The 13,539-nt window shown below is 66.3% G+C and carries 8 protein-coding genes; 3 read left to right on the top strand and 5 right to left on the bottom strand.

Annotation, left to right across the window (positions count from 1 at the left end):
• Window positions 1-9: 9 nt before the first annotated feature.
• Together sucC and AC07WJ_RS01655 are read right to left on the bottom strand one after the other, a co-directional pair.
• Entirely contained in the window at window positions 10-1,206 is a 1,197-nt protein-coding gene (sucC, locus tag AC07WJ_RS01660) for an ADP-forming succinate--CoA ligase subunit beta (protein WP_494932787.1), read from the bottom strand.
• 469 nt (window positions 1,207-1,675) lie between these two features.
• Complete coding sequence (locus AC07WJ_RS01655; protein WP_494932786.1) at window positions 1,676-3,853, bottom strand: acetate--CoA ligase family protein; 2,178 nt, start codon at window positions 3,851-3,853, stop codon at window positions 1,676-1,678.
• Between the two features lie 391 nt (window positions 3,854-4,244).
• On the opposite strand from AC07WJ_RS01655, the gene AC07WJ_RS01650 reads away from it, so the two are divergent.
• Both AC07WJ_RS01650 and fdhF read left to right on the top strand, forming a co-directional pair.
• Complete coding sequence (locus AC07WJ_RS01650; protein ID WP_494932785.1) at window positions 4,245-5,957, top strand: NAD(P)H-dependent oxidoreductase subunit E; 1,713 nt, start codon at window positions 4,245-4,247, stop codon at window positions 5,955-5,957.
• A complete protein-coding gene (gene fdhF / locus AC07WJ_RS01645) occupies window positions 5,954-8,728 on the top strand; it encodes a formate dehydrogenase subunit alpha (protein ID WP_494932784.1) in 2,775 nt (924 codons plus the stop codon). The genes AC07WJ_RS01650 and fdhF overlap by 4 nt, the downstream gene beginning before the upstream one ends.
• Window positions 8,729-9,088: 360 nt before the next feature.
• Here fdhF and frc read toward each other — a convergent pair whose 3' ends face one another.
• The 3 genes from frc to AC07WJ_RS01630 form a co-directional block, all read right to left on the bottom strand.
• The gene (gene frc / locus AC07WJ_RS01640; RefSeq protein ID WP_494932783.1) at window positions 9,089-10,366 is read right to left on the bottom strand and encodes a formyl-CoA transferase; all 1,278 of its coding nucleotides are present in this window, start codon (window positions 10,364-10,366) and stop codon (window positions 9,089-9,091) included.
• A gap of 116 nt (window positions 10,367-10,482) precedes the next feature.
• The gene (gene oxc / locus AC07WJ_RS01635; RefSeq protein WP_494932782.1) at window positions 10,483-12,231 is read right to left on the bottom strand and encodes an oxalyl-CoA decarboxylase; all 1,749 of its coding nucleotides are present in this window, start codon (window positions 12,229-12,231) and stop codon (window positions 10,483-10,485) included.
• 75 nt (window positions 12,232-12,306) lie between these two features.
• A complete protein-coding gene (locus tag AC07WJ_RS01630; RefSeq protein WP_494933810.1) occupies window positions 12,307-12,975 on the bottom strand; it encodes a GntR family transcriptional regulator in 669 nt (222 codons plus the stop codon).
• Window positions 12,976-13,296: 321 nt separating this feature from the next.
• Here AC07WJ_RS01630 and AC07WJ_RS01625 point away from each other — a divergent pair, with 321 nt between their 5' ends.
• Entirely contained in the window at window positions 13,297-13,434 is a 138-nt protein-coding gene (locus AC07WJ_RS01625; RefSeq protein WP_494932781.1) for a hypothetical protein, read from the top strand.
• The last annotated feature ends 105 nt before the right edge of the window (window positions 13,435-13,539 follow it).

Below are 13,539 nucleotides of genomic sequence, written 5' to 3'. Positions count from 1 at the left end.
TCTGTCTCCTCAACCCTTGCGCACGGCGGCGACGATCTTCTGGGCGGCGTCGTCGAGGTCGTCGGCCGGGATGACGTTCAGCCCGGAGCCGCGGATGATCGCCTTGCCCTCTTCGACATTGGTGCCTTCGAGACGCACCACCAGCGGCACGTCCAGGCCGACCGTCTTGACCGCGGCGATCACGCCGCGGGCGATGACGTCGCATTTCATGATGCCGCCGAAGATGTTGACCAGGATGCCCTTCACCTGCGGGTCGGCGGTGATGATCTTGAAGGCCGCGGTGACCTTCTCCTCGCTGGCGCCGCCGCCGACATCCAGGAAGTTCGCCGGCTCCTCGCCATAGAGCTTGATGATGTCGAGGGTGGCCATGGCGAGGCCGGCGCCGTTGACCATGCAGCCGATCGTGCCGTCCAGCGCGATATAGGCGAGGTCGTATTTCGACGCCTCGATCTCCTTGGCGTCCTCTTCGGTCTCGTCGCGCAGCTTGAACAGTTCGGGATGACGGAACAGGGCATTGTCGTCGAACGACACCTTGGCATCGAGACAGCGCAGCTTGCCGTCTTTGGTGACGATCAGCGGATTGATCTCCAGCATCGCCATGTCCTTCTCGACAAAGGCCCGATAGAGCCTCGCCGTCAGGTCCTCGGCCTGTTTGGCGAGATCGCCGGTCAGGCCGAGCGTTTCCGCCACTGCCCGGCCGTGCAGCGGCATGATGCCGGTGGCCGGATCGACCGAGAAGGTCCGGATCTTCTCCGGGCTGTCATGGGCCACCTCCTCGATATTCATACCGCCTTCGGTCGAGACGACGAAGGCGACCCGAGAGGTCTCGCGGTCGACCAGCATGGACAGGTAGAACTCGCGATCAATGGCCGAGCCGTCCTCGATGTAGAGGCGGTTGACCTGCTTGCCGGCCGGCCCGGTCTGCACGGTGACGAGCGTGTGGCCCAGCATGTCGCGGACGAAGCCGGTGGCCTCGTCGATCGACCTGGCCAGCCTGACGCCGCCCTTGTCGCCGGCGGCCGGTTCCTTGAACGTGCCCTTGCCGCGGCCGCCGGCATGGATCTGCGATTTCACCACCCAGACCGGACCGCGCAGCTGCCGGGCGGCAGCCTCCGCATCCTCGGCCTTCAGCACGGCATGGCCGTCGGGCACCGGTACTCCGAATTCACGGAGCAGGCCCTTCGCCTGATATTCATGGATGTTCATGACGATCTCTCAGGGTTGAGGAGAGCGGCCCGGCCGGTCGCGGCCGGAGCCATGAATCGTTGAATGGTCCAGTCGTCGAATGGTCCGGTCGTCGGGCGAGGCGGCACCATCCTCCCTCTCCGGCGGGACTGGCCCTCGCACCCATCCTTCAGATGAGCCTGAACGCGCAGCCCTTCGAAATCTCGCGCCGGAACCACCATCCCCCACCTCTCCCCGGCGGGGAGAGGTCGGCCGAAGGCCGGGAGAGGGGGAATTGCAGGTCCAGAACAACGCCTTGCGCGCTTCGCATGGAGCTTCGTCGCCGAGCGCCTCGCCCCCTCTCCCGACCGCTCGCTGCGCTCGCGGTCGACCTCTCCCCGCCGGGGAGAGGTGAGGAGTGGTGTCTCCAGCGCGAGCTTCCTAGCTTCGAAGGACGTCACGTAACGCGCTGGAAAGACGCAGATTTGCGAACGCGGTGGACCGCCCGGCCTCAGCCTTTGACCAGGCCTGCGGCGCGCGCCCATTTGTATTTGGCGCCGAGCACCTCGACCGGCGTTTCCGTGGTGTAGGGATAGGCCACGATGCCGTGGTCGTAGAGCTTCTCGCAGGCCTGCTCGACCTCGGTGTCGCCGACCAGCGAGGCGACGATCGGCTTGTCGATGCCCTTGGCGCGCGCCTCGGTGACGACCTCGATCATCTTGTCGGCAAAGACCAGCGGCGGCGTGACGATGGTGTGCCAGTAGCCGAGGATCAGCGCGTGGATGCGCTCGTCGTTCAGGCCGAGCCGCACGGTGTTCTGATAGGTCAGCGGCGGCTCGCCGCCGGTGATGTCGACCGGATTGCCGGCGGCGCCGAAGGGCGGGATGAACTTGCGGAACGCCGCGTCCAGGTCGTCAGGCATTTTCATCAAGGTCAGGCCGTTGTCGAAACAGGCATCCGACAGCAGCACGCCGGAACCGCCGGCGCCGGTGATGATCAGGACGTTTTCGCCTTTCGGCGCCGGCAGGACCTGCACGCCGCGGGCATATTCCAGCATGCCGCGCAGCGACGGCGCCCGGATCACGCCGGAAGCCTTCAGGATGTCGTCATAGATCTTGTCGTTGCCGGCGAGCGCGCCGGTATGGGACGCCGCGGCCTTGGCGCCGTAGGCGGTGCGGCCGGCCTTCAGCATGATCACCGGCTTTTTCTTCGAGACGCGCGAGGCGACCTCGGAGAAGGCGCGGCCGTCCTTCAGATCCTCGCAATGCATGGCGATGACCTGGGTGTTGGGATCCTGCTCGAAGAAGGTCAGCAGATCGTCCTCGTCGATGTCGGACTTGTTGCCGAGGCCGACGATCGAGGAGACGCCCATCTTGGTCGACCGGGCGAAGCCGATGATCGACATGCCGACGCCGCCGGATTGCGACGACAGCGCCGCCTTGCCCTTGACGTCGAAGGCCGTGCAGAAGGTCGCGCAGAGGTTTTCCGGCGTATAATAGAAGCCGTAGATATTGGGGCCCATGATGCGCACGTTGTTCTTGTGCGCGGTGGCCAGCAATTCGTCCTGCAGCACCTGATTGTTGGTCTCGGCGAAGCCCGACGGGATCATCACCGCGCCCGGTACCTGCTTGCGGCCGACCTCGTCCATGGCGGCGACGCAGAGATGGGCCGGCACGGCGAAGACCGCCACGTCGACCACGCCCGGATAGTCGAGCACCGACTTATAGGCCTTCACGCCCTCGATCGTGTCGGCCTTGGGATGCACCGGCACGATGGTGCCCTTGTAGCCGCCGTTGATGAGGTTCTTCATCACCGAATTGCCGATCTTGCCGGCTTCGTTGGACGCGCCGATCACCGCCACCGCCTTCGGGTGGAAGATCCGGTTCATCGAGGCGACGATCGAGGCCTGATCGGGACGGAAGCGCTGCACCCGCGCCTCGAAATTGCAGACGATGCGGGCATCCACCGCCGTCGCCCCGGATTTGGTGGCGAAGACCGGGTTGAGGTCGAGCTCCTCGATCTCCGGGAAATCATCCAACAGCGCCGAGACCTGCACCAGGATGGCGGCCAGCGCCTCGCGGCTGACCGGGTCGCCGCCGCGCACGCCGTCGAGCACCTCCTTCGCCTTGATCGAGCCGATCATGTCGAGCGCCTCGGCGGTGTTCACCGGCGCGAGGCGGAAGGTCAGGTCTTTCAGCACTTCGACCAGGATGCCGCCGAGGCCGAAGGCCACCAGCTTGCCAAAGGACGGATCGGTAATGGCGCCGACCAGGGTCTCGGTCGCGCCCGAGGGCAGCATCTGCTGCACCTGGATGCCCTCGATCTTGGCGTCGGCCTTGTATTTCCGGGCATTGGCCAGGATCGTGTCATGGGCGGCCCGCGCCTCGGCATCGCTGCGGACGCCGACGATCACGCCGCCGGCATCGGTCTTGTGCAGGATGTCGGCCGAGACCACCTTCATGACCACCGGATAGCCCATGCCGCCGGCGAGCTTCGCCGCCTCGTCGGCCGATTTGGCCAGGCCTTCCCTCGGCAGCGGAATGTCGTAGGCATCGCAGACGATCTTGGCTTCGGGCGCGGTCAGGCCGGTACGGCCGTCGGCCTTGACGCCATCCAGGACCTTGCGGACGATTGCTTTGTCGACCGCGGCGTCGCGCTGATCGATCCGTACGGCGGCTTGGTTCACCATGATGGACTTCCTCCCGTGGATATTCTTTTTCCCAGCCGATCTGCGCGCGCGTCGTGCCGTTGTCCTCGCACGTCCCGACGGATCTGCTTGGCGTTTGGTATTTGGCATGCCAATCGCCGTTGCTGTCAAGAGGGGGACAACGACGACCGCGAATTTTCGCGGACGGCCCCGGACGCCCGCGCCGGACGCACCGGCGGCACCCGCTTCGGGCGGTGGTTCCGCGGCGACGGACATGGCCCGGCATGGCCGGCCACGAACTTCTGGTATTATGGATACCAATAGTTGGCAGGCCGGATTCTTTGAGATAGCGTCGCACTGGTCACAAGCGCCGGCATAACGGCGCAGGGCACGCGGAGCCTTCGGGTTCCGGTCAGGGAGGATGGTCCGGCGCATGAGCGAACATCGCGACCACACGGTTCAGCCCTTCGAGCATCCGGGCCTCGGCCGGAAGCGCGCGAAGGCGACGCCGAAGGGCCGGCAGGTCGAGCCGCGTGCCCTCGAGGAGATCGAGGCGCTGATCGGCGACCGCCCGCGCCGGCGCGACCTGCTGATCGAACACCTGCACCTGATCCAGGATCATTATCATCAGATCTCGGCCGCCCACCTGGCCGCCCTTGCCGACCTGATGAAGCTCGCCTTTGCCGAGGTCTTCGAGACCGCGACCTTCTACGCCCATTTCGACATCGTGAAGGAAGGCGAGCCGTCGATCCCGCCGCTGACGGTGCGTGTCTGCGACAGCCTGACCTGCGCGATGCACCAGGCTGAGGAGCTGCACGACGCTCTCCAGACGACGGTCGGGGCCGGCGTGCGCGTGGTCCGGGCGCCCTGCCTCGGCCTGTGCGATCATGCACCCGCGGCTGAGGTCGGCCACCATTTCGTGCCGCGCGCGACGCCGGAGATGGTGCTCGCCACGATCGCCGGCGGCGACAGCCGGAGCCAGCTGCCCGAGTATGTCGGCTATGACGCCTATGTCGCCGGTGGCGGTTATGGGCTGCTGACCGCCGTGCGATCGGGCGAGCGCGGCATCGAGGCGATCCTGGCCGGGCTCGACGATTCCGGCCTGCGCGGCCTCGGCGGCGCCGGCTTTCCCACGGGACGGAAATGGCGCGCGGTGCGCGGCGAACCCGGCCCGCGCCTGATGGCGGTCAATGCCGACGAGGGCGAGCCCGGCACGTTCAAGGACCGGTTCTACCTCAGCACCGACCCGCACCGTTTCCTCGAAGGCATGCTGATCGGCGCCCACGTGGTGGAGGCCGCCGAGATCTATATCTACCTGCGCGACGAATATCCCGAGGCGCGCGCGATCCTGACGCGCGAGATCGCCCGGTTGCCGCCGGGCGGACCGGCCATCCACCTGCGCCGGGGTGCGGGCGCCTATATTTGCGGCGAGGAATCCGCGCTGCTCGAAAGCCTGGAGGGCAAGCGCGGGCTGCCGCGCCACAAGCCGCCTTATCCGTTCCAGGTCGGGCTGTTCGGCCTGCCGACGCTCATCAACAATGTCGAGACGCTCTACTGGATCCGCGACATCGTCGAGAAGGGCAAGGACTGGTGGAATTCGCACGGCCGCAACGGCCGGGTCGGCCTGCGCAGCTATTCGGTCTCCGGCCGGGTGAGAGAGCCGGGCGTCAAGCTCGCGCCGGCCGGCGTCACCATTCGCGAGCTGATCGCGGAATTCTGCGGCGGCATGCAGGACGGCCACCGCTTCCACGCCTATTTGCCCGGCGGCGCCTCGGGCGGCATCCTGCCCGCGAGCATGGACGATATTCCGCTCGATTTCGGCACGCTCGAGAAGCACGGCTGCTTCATCGGCTCGGCGGCGGTGGTCGTGCTCTCCGACCAGGACGACATGCGCGGCGCGGCACTCAACCTGATGCGCTTCTTCGAGGACGAGAGCTGCGGCCAGTGCACACCCTGCAGGCTCGGCACCCAGAAGGCGGTCATGCTGATGCAGCGCCCGGTCTGGGACCAGGATCTGCTCGGCGAACTCTCCCAGGCGATGCGCGACGCCTCGATCTGCGGCCTCGGCCAGGCGGCCGCCAATCCGCTGAGCTCGGTGATGCGCTACTTCCCCGAGAACTTCATGACCAGGGACGCCGCGGAATGAGCCAGCCGATCACCTTCGAACTGAATGGCGAACGCGTCGAGGCTCGATCAGGCGAGACCATCTGGCAGGTCGCGCAGCGGCTCGGCACCGCCATTCCGCATCTCTGCTACCAGCCGGAGCCGGACTATCGCGCCGACGGCAATTGCCGCGCCTGCATGGTGGAGATCGAGGGCGAGCGGGTGCTCGCCGCCTCCTGCATGCGCCAGCCGACCATCGGCATGAAGGTGCACACCGCAAGCGAACGGGCCGAAAAGGCCCGCAAGATGGTCATGGAACTCCTGGTCGCCGACCAGCCGGCGCGTGCGACCTCGCACGACCCGACCTCGAAATTCTGGGCCTGGGCCGATCGGACCGGCGTCACCGAAAGCCGCTTCCCGGCGGCCGAACGCTGGCCGTCAGACCTCAGCCACACCGCCATGAGCGTCAATCTCGACGCCTGCATCCAGTGTGGCCTGTGCGTCCGGGCCTGCCGCGAGGTGCAGGTCAACGACGTCATCGGCATGGCCTATCGGGGCGCCGGCGCCAAGATCGTCTTCGATTTCGACGATCCCATGGGCCAGTCGAGCTGTGTCGCCTGCGGCGAATGCGTCCAGGCCTGCCCGACCGGCGCGCTGATGCCGGCCGCCTTCCTCGACGCGCAGCAGACCCGCACCGTCTGGGCCGACAGGAAAGTCGATTCGCTCTGCCCCTATTGCGGCGTCGGCTGCCAGGTCACCTACAACGTCAAGGACGAGGCGATCGTCTATGCGGAGGGCCGCGACGGGCCGGCCAATCACAACCGGCTCTGCGTCAAGGGCCGCTTCGGTTTCGACTATATCCATCACCCGCACCGGCTGACCAAGCCGCTGGTGCGGCTGGCCAACATGCCCAAGGACGCGCGCGACCAGGTCGACCCGGCCAATCCCTGGACGCATTTCCGCGAAGCCTCCTGGGACGAGGCGCTCGATATCGCCGCGCGCGGCCTGACCCGCATTCGCGACCAGAAAGGTCGCAAGGCGCTGGCCGGCTTCGGCTCGGCCAAGGGCTCGAACGAGGAGGCCTATCTGTTCCAGAAGCTGGTGCGCACCGGCTTCGGTTCGAACAATGTCGACCATTGCACGAGACTCTGCCACGCCTCCTCGGTGGCCGCCCTGATGGAGGGCGTCAATTCCGGCGCCGTCACCGCGCCCTTCGCCGCCGCCCTCGACGCCGAGCTGATCATCGTCATCGGCGCCAATCCGACGGTGAACCACCCGGTCGCCGCCACCTTCATGAAAAACGCGGTCAAGAAGGGCGCCAGGCTCGTCATCATGGACCCGCGCCGCCAGGCCCTGTCGCGCCACGCGTGGAAGCACCTCGCCTTCAAGCCGGGCAGCGATGTCGCCATGCTCAACGCATTGCTGCACACCATCATCACCGAGGGCCTGACCGACGAGCAATATATTGCTGGCTATACCGAGGGTTATGACCGGCTGAAGCAGAGCATCCAGGCTTTCCCGCCGGAGAAGATGGCCGCCGTCTGCGGCATTCCCGCCGAGACGCTGAAAGAGGTCGCCCGCGCCTATGCCCGCGCGCGCGCCTCGATCATCTTCTGGGGCATGGGCATCAGCCAGCATGTCCACGGCACCGACAATGCACGCTGCCTGATCGCGCTTGCCATGGTCACCGGCCAGATCGGCCGGCCCGGCACCGGCCTGCACCCCCTGCGCGGCCAGAACAATGTCCAGGGCGCCTCCGATGCCGGCCTGATCCCGATGGTCTATCCGGATTATCAATCGGTCGAGAAAGACCAGGTCCGCGCCATCTTCGAGACGCTGTGGGGCCAATCGCTGGATCCGAAAAAGGGCCTCACCGTCGTCGAGATCATGAATGCGATCCATGCCGGCGAGATCAACGGCATGTTCATCGAGGGTGAGAACCCGGCCATGTCGGACCCCGACCTCAACCACGCCCGCGGCGCGCTCGCCAAACTCGACCACCTGGTGGTGCAGGACCTGTTCCTGACCGAGACCGCCTTCCATGCCGATGTCGTGCTGCCGGCTTCCGCCTTCGCCGAGAAGGTCGGCACCTTCACCAATACCGACCGCCGGGTGCAGATGGCTCGCCAGGTCGTGCGGCCGCCGGGCGAGGCGAAACAGGACTGGTGGATCATCCAGGAAATCGCCCGGCGCATGGGCTGCGCCTGGACCTATGGTGGCCCGGCCGACGTCTTCGCCGAAATGGCGCTGGTCATGCCGTCGTTCCGCAACATCACCTGGGAGCGGCTGGAGCGCGAAGGCGCGGTGACCTATCCGGTCGACGGGCCGGACCAGCCCGGCAACGAGATCATTTTCGCCCGTGGCTTCCCGACCGACAGCGGCCGCGCCAAGATCGTGCCGGCCCAGATCGTGCCGCCGGATGAATTGCCCGACGCCGACTATCCCATGGTGCTGTCCACCGGCCGCGTGCTGGAACATTGGCATACCGGCTCGATGACCCGGCGCGCCGGCGTGCTCGACGACCTCGAACCCGAGGCGGTCGCCCTGATGTCGCCCAGGGACCTCGGCCGCCTCGGCATCCTGCCGGGCGGCCTCGTCCGGCTGGAAACCCGCCGCGGCGCCATCGCCGTCAAGGTCCGCTCCGACCGCGACGTGCCCGAAAACATGGTGTTCATGCCGTTCTGCTACGCGGAAGCCGCCGCCAATCTCCTGACCAATCCGGCGCTCGACCCGATGGGCAAGATCCCCGAATTCAAGTTCTGCGCGGTGCGGGCGCGGGCCGGAGACCACCATCTGAGCACGGCGGCGGAATAAATCGGCCTAAGTTGCTGCGGGCCGCCGCCGGATCGACGGTTGTCGGCTATTCCCGACGTCACCCCCGGCCGAGGCGAAGCCGAGGGGAAGGGGGTCCAGGAGTTGCAGCGCACCGACATTTGCGCTGCATAGCGCCCTGAATATGCTGCGGAAAACGCGGAAGCAGCGGCCCCTGGACCCCCTTCCCCTCGCTCCGCTCGGCCGGGGGTGACGTCCGGAGACTGACGAATTCCGTCGCTCCAGACATCCCAACCGGTCGCGAAGCACTCCCGTTTCCATCCCTACGAAAAAAAGCGGGCGGAACCCCCGTAAGGAGATTCCGCCCCAGGTCGCTCTCGAGGAGACGAGGAGGGTCTGCGACTATTCGGCGGCGACCAGCGGCTTGGCGCCGGTGGCGCCGGAGGCCGTGATCGCGGCGATACGATTCGCGTCGAACTTCAGGACGTCGCGCAGCACCTCCTCGGTGTGCTCGCCCAGGAGCGGCGAGCGCTTCACCTCGGTCGGGCTGTTGGACAGCTTGATCGGATTGCCGACCGACAGATATTTGCCGCGCTTGGGATGATCGACCTCGACCACGGTACCGGTCTCGCGCAGCGACCTCTCCTCGGCGATCTCCTTCATCGACAGGATCGGTCCGCAAGGAATGTCATACTGGTTGAGCAGGTCCATGGCCTCGAACTTGGTCATCGACATGGTCCATTGCTCGATCCGCCCGAAGATCTCGTTGAGCCTCGGCAGGCGGGCCGGCGGCGTGGCGTAGCTGGGATCGGTCTTCCAGCCCTGCTCGCCGATGACGTCGCAGATCGCCTCCCAGACCGGCGCCTGGGTGATGAAATAGATATAGGCGTTGGGGTCGGTCTCCCAGCCCTTGCACTTGAGGATGCGGCCCGGCTGGCCACCGCCGGAATCGTTGCCGGCGCGCGGCACCGCCTCGCCGAACGGCACGCCCTCGCCGAACTGGCTGAATTCCTTCAGCGGCCCATGGGCCAGGCGCTGCTGGTCGCGCAGCTTGACCCGGCAGAGGTTGAGGACCCCGTCCTGCATGGCGCAATCGACCTTCTGGCCGAGGCCCGAATGGGTGCGGTGGTAGAGCGCGGTGACGATGCCGAGCGCCAGATGCAGGCCGGTGCCGCTATCGCCGATCTGCGCGCCGGTGACCAGCGGCGGGCCTTCGCGGAAGCCGGTGGTCGACGCGGCGCCGCCGGCGCATTGCGCGACGTTTTCATAAACCTTGCAGTCTTCGTAGGGACCCGGGCCGAACCCCTTGACCGAGGCGACGATCAGGCGCGGATTGACCTCGTGCAGCTTCTTCCAGGTCAGCCCCATGCGGTCGAGCACGCCGGGCGCGAAATTCTCCACCAGCACGTCGCAGATCTTCACCATTTCCCACAGCACTTCCATGCCCGCCGGGTTCTTGGTGTCGAGCGTGATCGAGCGCTTGTTGTGGTTCAGCATGGTGAAATAGAGGCTGTCGGCATCGGGCACGTCGCGCAGCTGGCCGCGCGTGATGTCGCCGGCGCCGGGCCGCTCGACCTTGATCACGTCGGCGCCGAACCATGCGAGCAGCTGCGTGCAGGTCGGGCCGGACTGGACATGGGTGAAGTCGAGAATCTTGACGCCTTCGAGGGCTTTGCTCATGGAATCCTCCCGTTCAGGATTGATGGGTGCCGTGGGCGTCTTCGGCCCGCTGCGGCTGAAAAAGGCGGCGCCGGAGCGCCGTCCCGTCGTCGAGGCAATGGCTGCGATGGCGCCTGCTATTTCTTGCGGACCACGCTTTGCGGGTTGAGATTGCCGATGCGGCCGCTCTCGGTGCCGGCGCCCGGGTCGATCGCGGCGTTGATCAGCGTCGGCCGGCCGGAATCCATGGCGGCATTGACGGCACGGCTCAGCTCGTCCGGCGTCGTCGCATGCACGCCGACGCCGCCAAAGGCTTCCATCATCCGGTCGTAGCGTGCGTCCTTGACGAACACGGTCGTGGCGACGTCGCCGCCGCGCGGATTGACGTCGGTGCCGCGATAAATGCCGCTATTGTTGAAGATGACGATGCAGACCGGCAGGTTGTACCGGCAGATCGTCTCGACCTCCATGCCGGAGAAGCCGAAGGCGCTGTCGCCCTCGACCGCCAGCACCGGCTTGCCGGTCTCGATCGCCGCGGCGATCGCATAACCCATGCCGATGCCCATGACGCCCCAGGTGCCGACATCGAGCCGCTTGCGCGGCTGGTACATGTCGATGATGCCGCGGGCGAGATCGAGAGTATTGGCACCTTCATTGACCAGGATGGCGTCGGGCCGCTGCCTGATGATGGTCCTGAGCGCGCCGAGCGCGCCGTGGAAATCCATCGGCGCGGCATTGTTCATCAGCCGCGGCGCCATCTTGGCGATGTTCTCGTCGCGCTTCGTGGTGATGGCGCCGGTCCAGTCGGCCGGCGGCGCCGGCCATTGACCGCCGATGCCCTCGAGCAGGGCCGCGACGCAGGAGCCGATATCGCCGACCACGGGGGCGACGATTTCGACATTGCTGTCCATTTCCTTCGGCTCGATGTCGATCTGGATGAAGCGTTTCGAGCCGGGCTCGCCCCAGGTCTTGCCCTTGCCGTGCGACAGGAGCCAGTTCAGCCGGGCGCCGATCATCACGACGACATCGGCGTCCTTCAGCACGGTCGAGCGCGCCGCGCCGGCGCATTGCGGATGGGTATCGGGCAGCAGGCCCTTGGCCATGCTCATCGGCAGGAAGGGAATGCCGGTCTTTTCGACGAAGGCGCGGATGGCATCGTCGGCCTGGGCATAGGCCGCGCCCTTGCCGAGAATGATCAGCGGCCGCTTGGCGCTCTTCAGCACGTCGAGGGCGCGCTTGATGGCTGCTGGAGCCGGGATCTGGGCCGGCGCCGCGTCGATGACCTTGACCAGCGACTTGGCGCCCGCCTCGGCGTTCAGCACCTGGGAGAACAGCTTGGCCGGCAGGTCGAGATAGACGCCGCCCGGCCGGCCGGATACGGCCGCGCGAATGGCGCGGGCCACGCCAATGCCGATATCGGCGGCGTGCAGCACGCGGAACGCCGCCTTGCACAGCGGCTTGGCGATGGCGAGCTGATCCATTTCCTCGTAGTCGCCCTGCTGCAGGTCGACGATCTCGCGCTCGGACGAGCCGCTGATGAGGATCATCGGGAAGCAGTTGGTCGTGGCATTGGCCAGCGCCGTCAGGCCGTTGAGGAAACCGGGCGCCGAGACGGTGAGGCAGATGCCGGGCTTCTTGGTCAGATAGCCGGCGATCGCCGCCGCGTTGCCGGCATTCTGCTCGTGGCGGAACGAGATGACGCGCAGGCCCGCGGCCTGCGCCATGCGGCCGAGATCGGTAATCGGGATGCCGGGCACACCGTAGATCGTCTCGATGCCATTGAGCTTGAGCGCGTCGATGACCAGGTGAAAGCCGTCGGTCAGCTCCTGCGCTGCGTCGACCTGATCCGGGGCGTCGCTCGCCACCTTCAATATTGCCGTGCTCATCTGCGGTTTCCTCCGATTTTTGTCTTCGCCGCCCGTCTTTGACGTGACGACGCCGTTGCCTTGCCCGTGCCGAGATCAGGCGAAGAACTCCCCGCCGTGTTTTTCGACATAGGCGGCCAGTCCCAGGGTATGCTCGCGCGACAGCCGCTCGGCCCGGTCGGCGTCGCGGCTCTGGATCGCATCGATGATCGCCAGGTGGTCCTGGATCGACGCGCTGATGCGCTCGGCCCGGCCGATGGTGATCCGGCGGATGCCGCGCACATGCAGCAGCAGATTGGCGGTGAGGTCCTCGAGCAGCTGCGAGCCGCCGAGCTGAATGATCGCCTGATGGAAGCTCAGATTGGCCGCCGAATATTCGTCGAGATGGTCGGCCGGCTGATGCCCGGCGCCGAAATCCCTGAAGATGAGCCTGAGGTTGGCGACCTCCTCAGCCGGCGCCCGGACCGCGGCCCGTCTCGCCGCCATGCCCTCGAGCGCCGCCCAGGCCTGGATCATCTCGACCACTTCGCGCAGCGTCTTCTTGACCACGATGATGCCGCGACGGGGGATCGGCCGGACGAAACCCTCGTTTTCCAGCATGGTCAGCGCCTCGCGCACCGGCGTGCGGCTGACGCCGAGCTGCTCGGACAATTGGCGTTCGTCGAGCCAGATCGTTTCCGGCCGGCTGTAGAGATCCATCTCGGTGATGGCGCGCTTGAGATCCGCATAAACGCGTTGCTTGAAAGTGCGTTCCGGCTTGACCATCTCGATCGACAGAACCACGCCGCTGCGGCTCGCCAGCGAGGAGCGAATGAATTCGGTCGAACTCCGGCTCGATTGAACCTTCACAGCGCCTCGCAGAGGTCTGGATATCGTTTGGCACGACGTATGCCAGATACGTGGCATGCCAGACATCGGGCTGTCAATGGCGTTCCGGCAGGCAACAGCCTGACGCGGGTTCGCATGCATGCCCTTGCGTCATCTCTTGTGCGATGCAATATTTGCTGAGCTGCGATGCAATATGAAATCTGGCTCATTGGCATGTGGCATGCCAGATAGCGGCATCACGCTGGACTGGAGACAGACATGACGACTCACCTTCTCACGCAGTATCGCCGCCGCCAGAGCCTCATCGAACGCTTCTGGGCTCCGATCGGCGCCTTCCTCGATCGCGTCGCGGTGATCAACGCCCGTAACGGCGCCACCGGCCCGTTCGGCCTCTGAACCAGCCTTCGGCTGACCATCCGGACTGATCCAGGGAGGGCGTGAGCTCTCCCTTTTTATTGGGCGGCACACAGCCCGACGCGGCTTTTTCCGCTCTCTTTTTTG

Source organism: Phreatobacter sp. GW821-FHT04C01, assembly GCF_059420385.1.
This window is presented reverse-complemented; position numbering and strand designations above follow the sequence as displayed.